We start from the raw sequence: 17263 nt of genomic DNA, 5'->3' as shown, positions 1-17263 counted from the left end.
GAATCTATTTTTGGGCATGGAAGTTGATTTTTTACTGATTGGTCAAGGGCTGGCAGGTACTGCCCTTTCTCATAGAATTATTCAAAAAGGCCATACCCTTATGGTTTTGGATAGCCCATTGTCCAATAAGAGCAGTCGGGTGGCAGCCGGATTATACAATCCTGTTACAGGGAAAAAAATGGTAAGGACCTGGCTGGCAGACAAACTATTTCCTGAAATAGAGCCATTTTATGCTTCCATTGAGAACTTATTGGGGAAATCTTTTCTCCATAAGCGACCAATTTACAGGCCTTTTCTTACTATCGAAGAACAAAATGAATGGATGGGACACAGTGCGGACCCCCTGCTTCAGCCATTTTTTGAAAAGATATATACAAAACCTTTGTTTGATGAAGTTTTCAATCCTTTTGGAGGTATTTTGCTCAAAAACTCAGGTTTTCTTGATATCAATACCTTATTGGATGCCTATTCTGATTTTTTATTAGGCAAGGGCTATTTGAGACTGGAGATTTTTAATGAAAAAGAAGTAATTTTTGAAAATAATGGGTTGAAATACAGGGATATAAAAGCCAAGGGCATGATTTATTGTAATGGCTTGGGCGCTTTGGAAAGTGAGTTTTTCAAAACGCTTCCCTTTGCCCCGGTCAAAGGAGAAATTTTGGATATTGAACAGGATTTCCATCCTGAGGCCGTTATTAACAGAGGGGTTTTTCGTATTTCTTTGCCCAACGGGTTGAAAAGAGTGGGGTCAACCTACTCTTGGCATGATTTAGACATAGGACCCACTGAAAGAGCAGTGAGGGAGTTGTTTGAGAAGTTGGATAAATTGATAAAAATACCAGACAAAAACTTGGTTGCCCATAAATTTGGTATCAGACCGGCCACAAAAGACAGAAAACCGTTTTTGGGAAAACATCCTTTGCAGGATAGGGTTTATGTCTTTAATGGATTTGGTGCGAAAGGTGTTTCTCTTGTTCCTTATTTCAGCAAAGTGATGCTTGAACTGCTTTTGGAAGGGAAAGAACCACAAAAAGAAGTAAACATTATGCGGTGCATGTAAACAAAAAATATATTTTTAAGTATATTTAAGTCCAATATATCATAATAGATGAGAGTTAGGTTTATCCGTATTTTCTTCGTTTTTGCCTTGATGCTAACAGTGCATCACAGCTATTCCCAATTGGACAGGGAAAGGTTTGGTAAAAACAGGGTACAGCATCAAAATATAGAATGGTATCACTATACTTCAAATAATTTTGAGGTATACTATTACGATGGAGGGATGAACAATGCCCGCATGGCCATCGATTACCTGGAAGGGGAATTTGATAGATTGACCCAACAAATCGGATATGTTGCCTACACCAAGCCAAAAATTTTCATTTATAATTCAGCTGAAGAAATTCTCCAAAGTAATCTGAATCTGAATAAAGATCAGTTTACAATAGATGGGCAAACATATTTCGGCCGGCTGATCGGAGAAGTGGCCTATCAGGGAAGTTGGGAGACTTTCAAAAATGACTTGATCTACACTACTGCCAAAGTAATTGTCGAGGAGATGTTGTACGGATCTACTATAGCGGATGCTTTTCAGTCCAGTTTGATCAATACATTTCCGGAATGGTTTGTAGATGGGGCGGCCATGTATCTTGCTTATGGTTGGAGCAGAGAAATGGATGATTATGTGCGTCATTATTTCAGGGATAATAAAAACATCAAATTGCACCGTTATACCGAAAAAGAGGCGGCATACCTCGGTCAATCTGTTTGGAATTTTATAGTGGAGCGATATGGTAGAAGGTATGTTTCCAGCATATTGAATCTCAGCCGTATCAACAGGAATGAAGAGAACAGCATAGCCAATACCATAGGGGTGAATTACAAAGCTTTTATGGAACAATGGAGACAGTTTTATGTCAGTACCAACGAGCAGGTATTTAACACTTTTAAAGATATCAACCAAAGCAATGAAATCAATAATACTTCTTCTGGGCGTGAAGGGATTATCAATGAGATCAAATTCAGTCCAGATGCTAAAAATCTTGCTTATGTAATAAATAATGGTGGCAGATACAGGGTTTTGGTTAGGGATCTTTCCAGTGGTAGGGAACGCATCATTTACTCCGGTGGATCAGCAAGCAATGATCTGCCCGTGAACCAAACTTCCCCTATCATTGCATGGAGAGATACATTAAACCTTTCAATTGCTACCTTTAGAAGAGGAACTACTACCCTTAGAATGCGTGCCATTGATGGTTCGGCTCAGGATAAAATTTTCTTACGAAATATAACCCAGATATTGAGTTTGGATTACAGTTCAGATGGAAGAAATATGGTTCTTTCTGCCATTGCCAATGGGAAGACCGATATTTACAGCTTAAACGCAAGAGGAGTCGGGAGAAGACTGACAAATGATGTTTTTGATAATATAACACCCATCTTCCTCAATGACTCTACAGTAATCTATGCTTCAAATGCAACAGATATTCCGGACTCTCTCATGACAAGGACACCTGATGTCAACTTGCTTGCGGATTATTTTAATCTTTACCAATTAGACCTCAGAGATTCCCTTCCTTTAAAAAAGCTAACCAATCTGAACAATAAAAATGTCAGACCCGCTGTTTTAAATTCCAATAACATCTTGTTGATATCAGATCAAAGTGGGATCAATAATTTGATGCGTTTGACGATTTCTAACGGAATTACCAGTCAGGTCAGTGCATTTAATAAAAGTATTGAAGCCTTCGATTATTCTTCTAAAATCAATCGTATTGCTTACTCCTACAGAGATGGAAATGTAAGCAGGATAAATTTAGAGAGTTTTTCTAATATTGAACAGTTTACACCAAGTACTCCAAGAGTTCAATTACTCCAGGCGAAAACGCTATCTGAGAGGTTATCTTCCAGAAGATTAGAAGAGCGGCAGGAACAAGTTGTGGCTGTGCCACAGGAAGAGCTAAGGGAAAGAAGGGCTTTAACAAGAACCGAAGAACAACGCGAGTCAACACAGGTCAAATCGGATACGGTACTCAATATGCGATTGGAAGATCTTATGCTGGGGGTTCCCGTCACGCAGCCACGACCGACTCCTCCGGTGATAGAAGAACAAGAACAAGAACAGGTTTCGGATACAGTTCCTTTACCTCAAAGCCTTACCAGTCCCATCAGTATGGACCGTCTTCGTTTTGAAAGGAGTGCAGGTTTGGATACAGACAATTACGTTTTTGATACCATTCCTGTTGTATCCCCTTCTCCTGAAAGATCGGGTACAGCTGTTGCTTCCAGGAGTAACCTTCTGGAAACCTTTAGAAGACAAAGTTCCCAAAAGAGGGTGGTTGGACCAAGCAGGATGACACCTCAATTTATCACAAATTCCCTCTCTAATGATTTTGTTGTGGATCCTTTGCGTGGATTTGGAATAGGTCTATCAGGCAAGATGTCTGATATTTTGGATAACCATGCCTTTGCAGGAGGAATTATGGTACCACTGGATTTGAGGTCAGGGAGTGATATATATTTTGAGTATGAGTACCTCAAACAGCGGATTGATGTACGCCTGAGATTTGACAGAAGAGCAATTCAGATCGATGATAATGATTTGACCTTCCATCGTTACGTTTTGAACCGTACAGAATTGGGATTCTCATATCCATTCAATCCTCATACAAGGTTTACTCTGGCACCATTTGTCGCAAGGACACAATTCTTCAACCTGGACGCAGATTCCATTCTGAGGGGACAAGTTCCTGAGCAGAACCGATTCGATATACAGTTTGCCGGAGGAAGGGCCGAATTTGTTTTGGACAAAACAGATCAATTAGGACTTTATATGCAGAAAGGCATAAAGGGCAAGGTAGGAATCGTGCATTACCAGGGACTGAACCAAAGCGATAGGTCCTTTTCTAATTTTTACCTGGATTTCAGAAATTACCAACAAATTCATAAAAATATCATATTTGCTAGCCGAATATTTGCTGGTTCATTTTTCGGTAGAAATCCTCAAAATTATCTGGTTGGTGGTATGAACAACTGGCTTTTCAATCAGTTTTATAATCCTCCGGCCAACAGACCCGAACAATCTCCCGTAAGAAATCCTGCGGGAACGGAGAATTCCAACATTCTTTTTGCTGAATTCGTCGATCTAAGAGGCTATCTTTTTGATGAAATCAGAGGTAGAAATGTTTTTACTTTCACCTCTGAATTGAGGATACCTTTATTCTCTTATTTATCAAGGGGCAATATCACTTCTAACTTTGTCAAGAATTTTCAGTTTGTAGCATTTTATGATATAGGTTCTGCATGGAATGATGCTGCGCCATGGGAAAGGGTAAATGATCAAAATACGGAAGTAATTACTGCCCCTGGATCCCCCTTTAAAATCACGCTTAATAATTTCAATAATCCCTGGCTACAAAGTTATGGAGCAGGCGTACGTACCGTACTGTTAAATTATTATTTTAAGTTTGACTTGGCTCAGCCGGTTCGTAACTACCAGAGGGAAGATTTGAGATTCTATGTAACTTTGGGTTACAATTTCTAAATGTACCAGTAAATCTATGATTAAATCAATGACGGGCTATGGCCTGGCAAGTGTAGAAAATGAGGCTTTCATAATCAGTGTGGAGGTCAAAACACTCAATTCCAAATTTCTTGATCTCAATACCCGCAGTCCAAGACAGTTTTCCGATAAAGAGTTGGAGATCAGGAATCTGGTTTCCAAAATACTTGAGAGAGGAAAGGTAAATGTCAATATTGAATTCAGCAGCAAGTCTGGAGTAGATCTCCCGGTTTCAATTAATGATGAACTTTTTGTCTCCTATTTTCAAAAGTATAAATCCTTGTCCGAGCAGGTAGGAGCTGAGAAGGAGGATCTGTTCAAGTTGGCCTTGCAGTCACCAAATGTGATATCCAACCTGGTTGAGAAGACTTCAGGAGCAGAACAATGGGAAGCAGTAAGGGACATTATTGAGATAGCACTTCATAAATGCGATGATTTCAGAAAGGATGAAGGACAGGTGCTTCAGGATAAATTCATTGAAAATCTTGCTATAATCCGGGAAGGTTTAAATAAGGTAAAAATGGCTGATCCAATCCGGAAAGATAGGATAAGGCAAAGGGTAAGGTCAAATTTTAATGATTGGTTGGAAGAGCAGGATTTTGATAAAAACCGCTTTGAACAGGAGTTGATCTATTATTTTGAAAAAATTGACATTACAGAAGAGCTTGTCCGCTTGGATACGCACTTGAAATACTTTGAAAAAAACCTTTTAGAAGAAAGTAATCAGGGTAAAAAGCTGGGTTTTATCTCACAGGAAATAGGACGGGAAATCAATACTATAGGTTCCAAGGCCAATGATGCCGAAATCCAGCAGTATGTAGTAGTTATGAAAGATGAACTCGAAAAAATAAAAGAACAGTCCCTGAATATTCTTTAAAAAAAGCAGTCTGATTAAGAATTACTGGCTGCTGCTTTTCGCAATAGCTTCGCTTCGAAATTACTGATCGGTTCAAATTTTTCATCAATATCCACTCCGGTTAGGTAGTCATTGATGAATTCACGGACTTCCTGTATGGATAAATTATGAAGGATTTTCCCGTTTTTAGCCAGTGAAACCTGCCCGGTTTCTTCTGATACGGTCAAAACCAAGGTGTCTGTAGCCTCTGACATGCCAATGGCTGCACGGTGTCTTAATCCAAAATGGGCAGGGACATCCCTTTCTGTTACCGGTAAGATGCACCTGGCAGCTTTGGCCCTTCCATTATAGATGATCACAGCCCCATCATGTAGTGGGCTGTATTTATTGAAAATGGAGATCAACAATCTTTTGGAGACTATTGCATCAAGTATATCTCCACTTTCTGCATAGAATTTCAGTTCCGAATTACTGGAAAGCACCATTAAAGCACCTGTATTGGTTCCTGAAAGGCTTTTTGTTGCCTCGATTATGGGATTGATATTGAAAGCCTGACTTTCTTTTTTTCTCCAAAACAGAAGTTCTTGCAGGAAATTTTCGTTGGAAAGGAAGGATGAACGACCGATGATAAGAAGAAATTTCCTGATTTCTGGTGCAAAAATGATAATGGCAGCAATAATACCCACACCCATAAACTGACCCAAGATGATAGACAATAACTCCATCCTTAGGGCACTTACCAGAAGGTAGATCAAATAAATGGATAAAAACCCCAGAAAAATCTTTATAGCAACGCTTCCCCTAAGCAATTTATAAACTTGGTAAATCAGTATACTTACCAAGGTAATATCTACCAGGTTGACGATGGAAATTTCTAAAAATCCTATTTTGAATAATAAACTCAAGGGTATATTTGTTTATATAAATTTATGGTTTGTTTTGCTTCTTTCACGTCATGTACCCTCAAAATGTTTGCTCCATTTATCAAAGCTGCCATATGAAGGGCAGTTGTCCCATTCAGCGCTTTTTCTGGACTTAAGCCTAAAATTTTGTAAATCATAGACTTTCTAGAAACTCCTGCTAAAATAGGGGATTGTATTATCTTAAAATAAGATAAATTTTTGAGAATCCAATAATTTTGATCCAAAGTTTTAGCAAAACCGAACCCTGGGTCTATTATTACATCTTTTATGCCAGCTTTTTTACAAGCTGCAAGTTTTTCGGCAAAGTATTGGAGCATTTCTAAAAGTATATCCTCATAATGGGTTAGGGTTTGCATTTCTTTAGGAGAGCCCCGCATATGCATGGCTATATAGGGTACGTCAAGATTGCCTACGGTTTCAAACATTTTTTTATCCAGAGATCCTGCAGATATATCATTGACCAAATCTGCCCCTTCTTTGACGGCTGCTGCTGCAACTTTGGCTCTGAATGAGTCAATGGATACCAATATTTCAGGGAATTGTGATTTGATTAAGCGGATAGCAGGAATTACCCGGTTCAATTCTTCCTCTTCGCTGATTTCATCAGCTCCCGGTCTTGTACTGTAACCGCCCACATCAAGGATATCAGCCCCCTGCTGAATCATTTGTTCAACCCGCTCTAAAAATTTGTGTCCTTCTGATTCAATCCTGCTGCCTGCAAAAAAAGAATCTGGAGTAACATTCAGTATGCCCATAACCCATGGTCTATCCAGAAGCAAGAGCTTTCCTTTGGAACGGAGTGTTATTTTTGGAGGAAATAATATATCTTCGAAATCCAAATTGAGTGGAAATTAGAGTTTATAAAAAGGGATAGGTTTGAAAACACAAACAGTCAGCGAATATAATCAAGTAATCAGGCATTGTAAAGAACTTTTCAAGAAGAAAACCCTTGACTATGGGACAGCTTGGAGAATCCTGAGAATTTCGTCAATTACAGATCAGATATTTATCAAGGCTCAACGGATCCGTTCCATACAAGAAAAGGGGAGCCAAAAGGTAAACGACCCCATTGCAGATGAGTTTGTGGGTATCATCAATTATTGTCTAATTGCATTGATTCAGATTAGTTTGGCTGATGATGAAAGGATGGAGTTGGCCTATAGTGAACTCGAACCATTATATGACCAATGGGCGGAAGCTACCAGGGGTCTTTTGGAAAATAAGAATCATGATTATGGAGAAGCTTGGCGCGATATGCGTGTATCTTCGATGACAGATATTATCCTCATGAAATTGTACCGAGTCAAACAGATAGAGGATAATCAAGGCGTTACCTTGGTATCTGAAGGTATAGAGGCCAATTATCAGGACATGATTAATTATGCTGTTTTTTGTCTTATTAAATTAGGTTATCACCATGCTTAAGAATATTTCTTTATTCACCATCCGGCTATTTGTAGGAGGTCTCTTTATTTTTTCTGGGCTGATCAAAGTCAATGACCCTGTTGGCACGGCCATCAAACTGGAAGAATACTTTGATGTGTTTTCAAGTGATATTGCATCCTTCTTTTATTTATTGAAGGATATTGCGCTTCCGCTTGCGGTCTTCTTGGTTGTAGCAGAAGTAGTGTTAGGAGTGATGTTAATTACAGGTGTCCGCCTGAGATTTACGGTTTGGGCTTTGACCTTGATGATTGTATTCTTCACTTTTTTGACCTTTTATTCCGCATATTTTGATAAGGTGACAGATTGTGGTTGCTTTGGAGATGCCATTAAACTGACCCCATGGGAATCTTTCACCAAGGATGTTATTCTTTTGGTGCTTATTGCTGTATTATTCTTCTTCAGAAAAGACCTGCCTTCCAAAAGCCCTTCATGGGCCAATTGGACTGCAAGGATAAGTCTGGCACTTTCATTGATCCTGGCCATTACTGCCATTAGAAATTTACCTTTCATTGATTTCAGAGCATATAAAGAAGGGGTGAATATTCCTGAAGCTATGTTGCCTTCGGCACCTTTACAATACAGTTATATCATGAGTAAGGATGGAGAAATCTATACATTTGACCAATATCCTGCTGATGATACTTTCGAATTTGTAGAAATGAAGCTGATCAATGAAGAAGCGCTGCCTAAAATTTCCGATTTCGCTGTTTGGAACAGTGAGGGGGATTTTACGGAGGGAATTTTATCTGGGAAAAAAGCTGTGATTTTGGCATTTAATATTTCCAAAATGAACACGTCTAATCTGGATGAATTAGGTGCGCTTGTAAATGGGTTGGAAGGAACAACAATTCAGCCCCTTTTGGTAGCTGCTTCTTCGGAAGATGAAATTGAAGGATTAATTACACAGCAAAATTGGAATATTGAGGGTTATCAAGGAGACGCTACGGTAATCAAGACCATTATGAGGTCAAATCCAGGGCTAATGCTTCTTGATGAGGGTGTGGTGGTAAAGAAATACCATTTCAGAAATATCCCTGAAATAGAAGAAGTCAAGCGCCTGCTGCAGTAATCATGAGAAAACCGCTTAAAATAGTGCTTGTAGGGCTTCCTGGTTCGGGGAAAACTACTTTTGCTAAAATGCTGGCGCAGCAGCTTAAATTCACATGGATTGACCTTGATGACTTCATTGAAAAAAAATCAGGACTTAAAATCAGCGATATATTTGATCGGGGAGGAGAGGGGGAGTTCCGGGAGTTGGAATCCTTCTATCTCAGAGAGATTTTCTCTGACAGCGAATCCTTTGTTTTATCTACAGGGGGCGGTGCACCTTGTTTCAATGATAATATGGACCTGATCAATGCAAATGCAGTATCCGTCTATTTGGAAGTCTCATTGGAAGAGATAATGAAGCGATTATCCAAAGACCAATTGGGCAAACGGCCTATGTTTGCTGGACTTGGAGAAGGAGAAGTCATTTTGAAACTTAAAAATCTACTCGCCTCCCGGGAAAGTTATTATTTACAGTCAAAAATAAAGCTCAGTGGTGATGATATCTCCACTGAGCAGTTGATGTCTGAATTGATGGCTTTTTTTAAAAGTTGAACCCGACAGTGAGCATGCCAGTGGACAAATTATTACGGATTTCAGTAACGGGACCTATATTTGTTCCATTTTCTATGAAATCATAAGAGCTATAAAGCTGTCTAAATGTGGAGGAAATAAAAGCAAAATCCACATATACTTTTTGAAGTCTTACACCGAGACCCCCGGAGAATTGCTGTGTAGATCTGTCAAAACCCTGTGGGTTCCTAAATGGGTCTCCATAAAGCCCATATCCACCTCTTATTCTCCAGATATCGAATCTGTATTCCCCTCCAACCCGGTAATTGAATGTCTGTCCAAACAATCTTCTAATTTCCAAATTGTCGTCAGAAGGATTAAAATCTCTTGAATTGATGCGACTTTGGCTATAGTCAAGGTAATCGATATCTGCAGTCAGAAAACCATTTTTTCCAAAGAAGTAGGTTATTCCCCCGCTTAACCTTAAAGGGGTATTCAAATTGTAGGTCCCTAAGATAATGGGTGTTACTGCTTCTTCTCTCCCTAAAGTGATGTTTTCAGGCTCAAAAAAGAAATTATCGAAGAAATTAATTATTCTGGCCTCATATTGTTCATTGATCCGGTACCAGGTAGGGGACTGAAAATTAAAACCTAAATTTAGCTGTTCAATGGGCTTGTAGATGACTCCAAGGTTAATATTGGCACCAAAACCATCCATATTGAGGTTCTCTATAACAGATGTGGTCAATAGTGGCTCATCAAAAAATTCTTCTCCATAGTCTTTCTGGGAATTGTAAATAATGGAAGTCAATCCCAAGCTTGCACCGACGAAGAATTTGTTCAGGAAGTTTGCTCCATAGGAAAAACTCGTTTGACTTACCCTTCCATCTGTGATAACAGTTTCGTCCTGAAAAGGAAAACCAAGAACAAAAGAGTCGTATTGGGTGGGATTTAAGATCGGATTACCATTAGCGTCTTCCGTTATTGGATTTATAAGGAATGTCTGGTAAGCCAGTCCTGTCAAACCGAAATTTTCTATTTGACTTTCAGGAATCCCATTTGCCCTTTGAATAAAATGGTCAATAATTGACGTTTCTCCCTGTATGTCTGAGAAATACCCAAATTGGGTATTAAAGAGATTCATTCTGTTGAAGCTGAACCCAAAAGAGCCTCCCCTAAAGGCTCCGGTAGTCAAAGGTCCTCTTGGTCTGCTAATGACCAAGCTTATATTTGGGATGGCAAAATTACCTGTGCGGTCATTTTGAATTTGCCCCAGGAAATTGGATTCTGTATTCCAGGTGGTGAAGGAGGGACTAAAACTGACCTCTGATCTTCTGAAGAAGCCAAGCCCCGCAGGGTTACCATGAATATTGGAGACGTCTCCTCCTAAGGACATCTGTGCGCCTCCTAATCCCATAATTCTCGCCGATCCGGTAGATCGGAACTGGCTGAACCTAAGGGCATCTTCAAAATAACCAATCTGTGCTTCTGCCATTCCAAAGCTGAACATCAAGGCCAAAACTGAAAACAATACTTTTTTTGTCGAAATCATATATAAAATTGAGCTGATATACTTCATCCAATTAATCAAATAACATGCCTTTATTGTTTTGATGAGGGCAAAAAAAAGAGGGAATTAATTCCCCCTTCCACCTCTTGAACCTCCGGAGCTCATACCGCCGCCACCACCACGGCTTCCGCCACCGCCGGAGCTAAATCCACCTCCGCCAGAGCTTCTGCTGGGAGAGCTGAATCCTCCACTGCTGCCTCTGCTTGGTGAGGACATGCCACCTCTTGAAGGAGACATTGTATTTCTAGATGGGGCAGTCCTTGAATTGTTGAAGGATCCACCTCTATTATTGTTATTGAAGGTACCTCCGCCTCTATTGTATGAAGGGTTGGCACTTCTTGCTCCTGAACCTCTGTTAAAGCTTCCTGTATTTTGTCTGTAAGCAGGGGAAGCAGAGTTTGTTCTGGTATTTGCCCTGTTCATATTTGTATTATAATTGGGTCTTGTGTTGGCTACACCAGTTCTTGTTCCAGGTCTGGTTGCCGCAGCTGAACCGGTATTTCTTACACTTGGGCGTGCAGAAGCATTGGTATTTGCCACTCTACTTCTATTTGAAAGGTACTCATTTTGAGAGGACCCAAAATCTCTGCTGGTAGCCCTACTGCCAGAATTGATACTTCTCGCACCGCTGGCCGCATCTCTTCTTGCAGCCCTAGCAGTGGCTGGTTGGTATCCTGTAGCAGAACCTCTGCCACCGGACACTGCAGTTCCTGAACCTCTGCCATACCTTGAACCTCTTACAATTTGCCTTCCTTGCTCACCTGGAAGCACGATGATTGGACCACCCCAGCCCATTCCTGGACCGAAGCCACCCATCCAAGGGTTACCCCACATGCCACCCATCCAAGGGTTACCCCACATGCCGCCCATCATCCAAGGATTTCCGAAGCCCATACCGAAACCGGCATTCCAGCCCCACATGGAGTTCCATCCGAAACCGAAACCAGGTCTCATACCCCAGCCCCAAGGTCTCATCATACCGAATCCTCCTCCCCAGAAAGGATTGAAGAAGGGATCATAGAATGGCATTCCCCATCCCATCATAGGCATTCCCCAACCCATCATTGGTGCGCCAAAGCCCATTCCAAATCCAAGGTTGAGGTTGAATGCACTTTGTCCAAATCCACCTCCGTTAAAACCGGATCCGTAAAAATTATTATATACGTTCACATTGGGCGCACTTTCCTGCACCTCATTATTGTCATCAAAGTAAACTGTTCCCGATTCTTCGGGCTGTGTCTGTGCCTGATATCTGGCCAAGTACTCTGGGTTTACATTTCTGGCAGAGAAATTTTCTTGGTCAAATGTATTGGTTTCTACATTTCCTAAAGACTGAAAGTTTTGAGGTGTATTGTTATTAACGGCAAACTCAGTAGCTACTCTAGCATCGGAGGCCATGAAATACAAATCGTCACTTTCACCGCCTCTCATGGCATTGTAGCTAGAACTGCAGGAAGACAGCATAAGGACTGCCCCAGCTCCAATGGTCAATATTTTGTTGAGGTTCATCATTTTGTTTGGTTGATCTAATTACTTCTATTATACGCATGGGTACCTTTAGGGTTATCAATATTTATTTATATTTGCCTCCCACAGTATTGAGCGAAGATAAATAGATTTTTGAAATCAACAAAAACAATATGAGCAAAGGACTGCCTAAAAGAAGTGAAGACTACTCTTTGTGGTACAATGAATTGGTAAAAAGGGCTGATTTGGCAGAAAATTCCCCTGTGCGGGGCTGTATGGTCATCAAGCCGTACGGATATTCCATTTGGGAGAAAATGCAGGCCCAGTTGGACAAAATGTTCAAGGAAACGGGGCACAGCAATGCCTATTTTCCATTATTTATTCCGAAATCATATCTTTCAAAAGAGGCCAGCCATGTAGAGGGTTTTGCTAAGGAATGCGCTGTTGTGACCCATTACAGGTTAAAAAACTCCGAAGATGGAAAATCGGTGGTGGTTGACCCTGAAGCAAAATTGGAAGAGGAACTTATTGTCAGGCCTACTTCCGAGACGGTTATTTGGAGTACTTACAAAAATTGGATTCAGTCTTATCGGGATCTACCACTTTTGGTCAATCAGTGGGCCAATGTGGTGCGTTGGGAAATGCGAACCCGTCTTTTTCTCAGAACGACAGAATTTCTTTGGCAGGAAGGACATACTGCCCATGCCACCAAGGAAGAAGCAATAGAGGAAACGGTAAAAATGATGCAGGTTTATGCTGAATTTGCCGAAAAATTCATGGCACTTCCAGTGGTAAGGGGGGTAAAAAGTGAAAATGAGCGGTTTGCCGGTGCAGAAGATACCTACTGTATAGAGGCCATGATGCAGGATGGAAAAGCCTTGCAGGCAGGAACTTCTCACTTCTTAGGGCAAAATTTTGCCAAAGCATTTGATGTGAAATTTGCAACCAAAGAAGGCGGGTTGGAATATGTATGGGGAACCTCTTGGGGCGTTAGTACGCGGCTTATGGGTGCTTTAATTATGGCACACTCCGATGACAATGGATTGGTTTTACCTCCCAAATTAGCACCCATACAAGTGGTTATTGTGCCCATCTATAAAACTGATGAAGAGTTGGATAAAATTTCCGCAAAAGCTCTTGATATTATGGACAAACTCAAAAACAAAGGAGTTGCTGTTCATTTTGATAGGCGTGATACCTACAAGCCCGGTTGGAAATTTGCTGAATATGAGCTTAAGGGAGTACCGCTTCGTATCGCGATGGGACCAAGAGACCTTGAAAATAATACAGTTGAATTGGCCCGAAGGGATACTTTGACCAAAGAAACCATCGATCTGAATGAAACTGATATTGCAGCATACATAGAAAGCTTATTGGAAAAGATACAGGAATCTATATATCAGAAAGCCTTGAATTTCAGAGAAGAAATGACTACTGAGGTCGATTCCTGGGAAGCATTCCAGGACCTGATCGAGAATAAAGGAGGGTTCCTTTCCGCGCATTGGGATGGTACTGCAGAGACCGAAGAAAAAATCAAGGAGCTGACCAAGGCTACTATCCGCTGCATTCCTCTTGGAAATGAAATGGAGGAAGGTAAATGTATACTTACGGGTAAACCTTCTCAGGCTAGGGTCTTATTTGCCAGGGCTTATTGAGCTGTGATTAAAATTTTAGAAACCATATACAGGCTGTCCAAAGGATGGCCTGTTTTTTAAACCTTAGGTTTTTTTCAGCGTTTTATCAAGATTGGGTTTTTAGATAGGCTAAAAAGCACTATTTTCAAGAAAAAAATACCATGACCTGGTTTATACTGATTTCATTATTGATCATTGGATTGATTTTAGTTGCCACAGAAATTTTATTTGTTCCGGGAACTACCATTGTTGGCCTTGTAGGTTTGGTATTTACAGGAGGTGGAATTTACTATGCATTTCTTAAATTTGATGCCAAGGATGCATGGATCATTCTTGCGGTAACAGTATTGCTTCATCTTACCGCGTTGGTTTATGCTTTTAAATCCGGTGTTTGGAACAGGTTTGCGCTAAAAGATGCCATTACAAGTAGATCTTTTGATGATAGGTTGGTGGGTCTGGAAATTGGAATGGAAGGCAAAGCGCTATCTGATATCAAGCCCATAGGCAAAGCAGAGTTCAATGAAATCATTTACGAAGTAAAATCAGATTCGGGCTTGGTCAAGACAGGGACCAAAGTTTATATTCACAAATTAGAAAACAATAAGATCATCATTAAAACATAAATTATGGAAATTACGGATTCAGTGTTTGTTTTATTTGCAGCATTTGCTGCAGTTATTCTCTTATTTATCTTTCTTTATTTTGTTCCCATTAACCTTTGGATTACGGCTATTTTTTCCAATGTGCGCGTGGGTATAGGAGAGTTGATCGGAATGCGTATAAGGAAAGTGCCACCTAGTATCATTGTCAATTCTCTCATTACCGCCACAAAGGCCGGTCTTCAGTTGACGACCAATGAATTGGAAACACACTATTTGGCGGGAGGAAATGTACCAAATGTAATCCGTGCTCTGATTTCTGCAGATAAGGCCAATATTACGCTTAGTTTTAAGCAAGCTACTGCCATTGATCTTGCAGGTAGGGATGTGTTTGAAGCTGTTCAGATTTCGGTCAATCCTAAAGTTATCAATACGCCCAATGTCGCGGCTGTAGCAGCTGATGGAATACAGCTAATTGCGAAAGCAAGGGTTACCGTCAGAGCGAATATTGCGCAGTTAGTCGGTGGTGCAGGAGAGGAGACCATTCTTGCAAGGGTAGGGGAAGGAATCGTGACTTCTATTGGTTCGGCCCAAAATCATAAAAGCGTACTTGAGAATCCGGATAAAATTTCGAAGCTGGTCTTAGAGCGGGGTTTGGATGCTGGGACTGCTTTCGAAATTCTTTCGATAGATATCGCGGATATTGATGTAGGTACCAATATTGGCGCCAAGCTACAAATTGATCAAGCTTCCGCTGACCTTAAGGTGGCAGAAGCTAAGGCTGAGGAGCGTAGAGCCATGGCTGTTGCGCTCGAGCAGGAAATGAAAGCCAAATCCGTTGAGATGAGAGCGAAGGTAATTGAAGCAGAAGCTGAGGTGCCAAAAGCGATTTCCGAAGCCTTTAGAACTGGGAAATTAGGCGTGATGGATTATTACCGCATGGAAAATATCAAATCAGATACCGACATGAGATCCTCTATTGCGGGTTCCGATAGCAGCTCATCTGGTGATTCCACCAAGAATAAAGGAGGAGATAAGAAGTAAGGTTTTTGAACTGAGATTTTGGAAGTAGGATTCGGATTTTAGAATAGCGGTTCCGGAAGTGGGAGTCGGTTTGCTGAAGACGATTTGGATTTTGAATTTCTATAAATTTTAACTTTACTGAAAAGTCCGGCTGAATCATTCAGCCGGACTTTTTTAATCTAAGATCAAAGCGACAGAATCAGCTTTTGTCCTTAATTTGAGCCAATCCTGAAAGCGCTTTTGCTCCTGTATATTGGGCCTTGACCTGAATTTTGCATAGGCAAAAAGCAGTGTATCCTGTTTATCTTTTTGTAGATCGGCCATAATCGCCCTGTTCATAGAAAAATTCTGGAGATTGGGATGGTTAATCTTTGCCTCTCTGGCAATATCCAATACCTGAGAGCTGCTATTGGAATACTCCGCCAATTCTCTTTCAAGGAGCGCTATTTTTTGATCTTTGTCCTGGATGAGCACTTCATTTCTTTCATAAAGGTCCTTGAGGATATCTGATCTCAGCATATTAAGATCCGTTCCGCCATCCCCACTTTGTTTTATTCGCAAATATGTATTCCTCAGGTTTAATCCTCCCATCTTTCTGGATAGGATGGCTATTTCTTCATCGCTGATTCTTTCACCAATTAAAGATACTTCAATTCTGGAGCTATCTGGGTCATAGAAAAGTGAAGAGGAGATAACCTGTGTACGTGGGAATTCCATTTGTGTGGTAAGGAATTGGTTAGCAGTTTTTTCCCAGAGCGTTCGCTTGACAATGTTATATGCTAAGTAAACGCTGGGGACTATTGTCAATATGGTAAAGATAGTAATGTAAGCCTTTACTGTTTTCTCTCTTTTTCTGTCCAAAAATTCCTTTTTGGGGAATTTCATGAAACGGACAATGACATAAGTCGATAAACTGATAAATACAGAATTGATGAAAAAGAGGTAGAAGGCGCCGAAAAAATAATAAAGGTTGGCTGTGGCCAATCCATAACCTGCAGTACACAAAGGTGGCATCAGTGCTGTGGCGATAGCTACTCCGGGTATGGCATTGCTTTTCTCTTTTCTAGAACCGGCAACAATTCCGGCCAATCCCCCAAAGAGGGCGATGAGTACATCCCAGATTGTGGGTTCTGTTCTGGCCAATAGCTCAGATTGGGCGTCATTTAGCGGGGTGAAAGAAAAATAGATCGTACTTGTTAATATAGAAATCACAACGGCAATACCCAGGTTTTTCATGGATTTTTTGAGGAGCTCAAAATCGTTGATTCCTGCTGCCAGGCCAATACCCATAATAGGACCCATTAAGGGGGAGATTAACATGGCACCTATGATCACGGCTGTAGAATTCACATTCAGTCCCACTGAGGCCACAAAAATAGCAAAGATCAAGATCCAAAGATTGGCTCCTTTGAATTCTATATTTTTGCGGATATAATCAATGGTTTCCAGCTCATCTTCTTTTCCTTCATGAAGATCAAACCTATCCTTAAAAAACAGGAGCAATTGCATGATCCTATTGCGGAGGCTGATTGTCTTGTTGTTTGGTTCCATTAAGCAAGTCAATTTTTCAGCTATCAATCTAAATAATTCTAAGTTATGATGATTCCATTTTTTTTTAATCTGA

14 protein-coding genes are annotated in these 17263 nt (G+C 40.6%); 9 read left to right on the top strand and 5 right to left on the bottom strand.

The features are described from left to right. Positions 1 to 16: 16 nt before the first annotated feature. The 3 genes from QZT73_RS15845 to QZT73_RS15835 are packed head-to-tail and all read left to right on the top strand — an operon-like array spanning position 17 to position 5438. Positions 17 to 1060: an FAD-binding oxidoreductase gene (locus tag QZT73_RS15845; protein WP_291789184.1), complete on the top strand. Its 1044-nt coding sequence runs from the start codon at positions 17 to 19 to the stop codon at positions 1058 to 1060. A 48-nt stretch (positions 1061 to 1108) separates the two neighbouring features. Continuing rightward, on the top strand, positions 1109 to 4543 hold the full coding sequence (locus QZT73_RS15840; RefSeq protein ID WP_291789182.1) for a biopolymer transporter Tol: 3435 nt from the start codon (positions 1109 to 1111) through the stop codon (positions 4541 to 4543). A gap of 16 nt (positions 4544 to 4559) precedes the next feature. Next, the gene (locus QZT73_RS15835; RefSeq protein WP_291777780.1) at positions 4560 to 5438 is read left to right on the top strand and encodes a YicC/YloC family endoribonuclease; all 879 of its coding nucleotides are present in this window, start codon (positions 4560 to 4562) and stop codon (positions 5436 to 5438) included. Between the two features lie 14 nt (positions 5439 to 5452). On the opposite strand, the gene cdaA is transcribed toward QZT73_RS15835, so the two are convergent. Both cdaA and folP read right to left on the bottom strand, forming a co-directional pair. Beyond that, on the bottom strand, positions 5453 to 6322 hold the full coding sequence (gene cdaA / locus QZT73_RS15830) for a diadenylate cyclase CdaA (RefSeq protein WP_291777783.1): 870 nt from the start codon (positions 6320 to 6322) through the stop codon (positions 5453 to 5455). Continuing rightward, entirely contained in the window at positions 6319 to 7179 is an 861-nt protein-coding gene (gene folP / locus QZT73_RS15825; RefSeq protein ID WP_291789179.1) for a dihydropteroate synthase, read from the bottom strand. Before folP ends, cdaA begins: the two co-directional genes overlap by 4 nt. A 37-nt stretch (positions 7180 to 7216) precedes the next feature. Here folP and QZT73_RS15820 point away from each other — a divergent pair, with 37 nt between their 5' ends. Genes QZT73_RS15820 through QZT73_RS15810 form a run of 3 tightly spaced genes read left to right on the top strand, consistent with a single transcriptional unit; the run spans position 7217 to position 9388 of the window. Beyond that, positions 7217 to 7765, top strand: coding sequence for a DUF1599 domain-containing protein (locus QZT73_RS15820; RefSeq protein ID WP_291777788.1), 549 nt, complete (start codon positions 7217 to 7219; stop codon positions 7763 to 7765). Next, positions 7758 to 8855, top strand: coding sequence for a BT_3928 family protein (locus QZT73_RS15815; RefSeq protein WP_291777791.1), 1098 nt, complete (start codon positions 7758 to 7760; stop codon positions 8853 to 8855). Before QZT73_RS15820 ends, QZT73_RS15815 begins: the two co-directional genes overlap by 8 nt. Positions 8856 to 8857: 2 nt before the next feature. Further along, complete coding sequence (locus QZT73_RS15810; protein WP_291777795.1) at positions 8858 to 9388, top strand: shikimate kinase; 531 nt, start codon at positions 8858 to 8860, stop codon at positions 9386 to 9388. On the opposite strand, the gene QZT73_RS15805 is transcribed toward QZT73_RS15810, so the two are convergent. Together QZT73_RS15805 and QZT73_RS15800 are read right to left on the bottom strand one after the other, a co-directional pair. Beyond that, positions 9378 to 10898, bottom strand: a complete 1521-nt coding sequence (locus QZT73_RS15805; RefSeq protein WP_291777797.1) for an outer membrane protein transport protein — start codon at positions 10896 to 10898, stop codon at positions 9378 to 9380. The two genes, QZT73_RS15810 and QZT73_RS15805, sit on opposite strands and share 11 nt — an antisense overlap. Before the next feature lie 84 nt (positions 10899 to 10982). Beyond that, positions 10983 to 12428, bottom strand: coding sequence for a hypothetical protein (locus tag QZT73_RS15800; protein ID WP_291777799.1), 1446 nt, complete (start codon positions 12426 to 12428; stop codon positions 10983 to 10985). 128 nt (positions 12429 to 12556) lie between these two features. Between QZT73_RS15800 and proS the strand changes: the two genes are divergently transcribed. The 3 genes from proS (at position 12557) to floA (ending at position 15660) form a co-directional block, all read left to right on the top strand. Next, positions 12557 to 14038 (top strand): proline--tRNA ligase, encoded by a 1482-nt coding sequence (proS, locus tag QZT73_RS15795; RefSeq protein ID WP_291789177.1) that lies wholly within the window; start codon positions 12557 to 12559, stop codon positions 14036 to 14038. A gap of 140 nt (positions 14039 to 14178) precedes the next feature. Next, positions 14179 to 14640, top strand: coding sequence for an NfeD family protein (locus QZT73_RS15790; protein ID WP_291777803.1), 462 nt, complete (start codon positions 14179 to 14181; stop codon positions 14638 to 14640). 3 nt (positions 14641 to 14643) lie between these two features. Continuing rightward, on the top strand, positions 14644 to 15660 hold the full coding sequence (floA, locus tag QZT73_RS15785) for a flotillin-like protein FloA (protein WP_291777806.1): 1017 nt from the start codon (positions 14644 to 14646) through the stop codon (positions 15658 to 15660). 153 nt (positions 15661 to 15813) lie between these two features. Here the strand turns inward: floA and QZT73_RS15780 are convergent, their stop codons facing one another. Continuing rightward, a complete protein-coding gene (locus QZT73_RS15780; RefSeq protein ID WP_291789203.1) occupies positions 15814 to 17148 on the bottom strand; it encodes a TIGR00341 family protein in 1335 nt (444 codons plus the stop codon). Between the last annotated feature and the right edge of the window lie 115 nt (positions 17149 to 17263).

Source organism: Cecembia sp. (genome assembly GCF_007126775.1).
GTDB lineage: Bacteria > Bacteroidota > Bacteroidia > Cytophagales > Cyclobacteriaceae > Cecembia.
The sequence above is the reverse complement of the archived record's forward strand: the minus strand, read 5'-3'. Positions and strand labels throughout refer to the sequence as shown.

Bases quoted from the DNA above. Each gene is read 5' to 3' on its own strand.
- QZT73_RS15845 (WP_291789184.1), top strand. From the start codon at position 17: ATGGAAGTTGATTTTTTACTGATTGGTCAAGGGCTGGCAGGTACTGCC.
- QZT73_RS15840 (WP_291789182.1), top strand. From the start codon at position 1,109: ATGAGAGTTAGGTTTATCCGTATTTTCTTCGTTTTTGCCTTGATGCTA.
- QZT73_RS15835 (WP_291777780.1), top strand. From the start codon at position 4,560: ATGATTAAATCAATGACGGGCTATGGCCTGGCAAGTGTAGAAAATGAG.
- QZT73_RS15815 (WP_291777791.1), top strand. From the start codon at position 7,758: ATGCTTAAGAATATTTCTTTATTCACCATCCGGCTATTTGTAGGAGGT.
- QZT73_RS15810 (WP_291777795.1), top strand. From the start codon at position 8,858: ATGAGAAAACCGCTTAAAATAGTGCTTGTAGGGCTTCCTGGTTCGGGG.
- QZT73_RS15805 (WP_291777797.1), bottom strand. From the start codon at position 10,898: ATGATTTCGACAAAAAAAGTATTGTTTTCAGTTTTGGCCTTGATGTTC.
- QZT73_RS15800 (WP_291777799.1), bottom strand. From the start codon at position 12,428: ATGATGAACCTCAACAAAATATTGACCATTGGAGCTGGGGCAGTCCTT.
- proS (WP_291789177.1), top strand. From the start codon at position 12,557: ATGAGCAAAGGACTGCCTAAAAGAAGTGAAGACTACTCTTTGTGGTAC.
- QZT73_RS15790 (WP_291777803.1), top strand. From the start codon at position 14,179: ATGACCTGGTTTATACTGATTTCATTATTGATCATTGGATTGATTTTA.
- floA (WP_291777806.1), top strand. From the start codon at position 14,644: ATGGAAATTACGGATTCAGTGTTTGTTTTATTTGCAGCATTTGCTGCA.
- QZT73_RS15780 (WP_291789203.1), bottom strand. From the start codon at position 17,148: ATGCAATTGCTCCTGTTTTTTAAGGATAGGTTTGATCTTCATGAAGGA.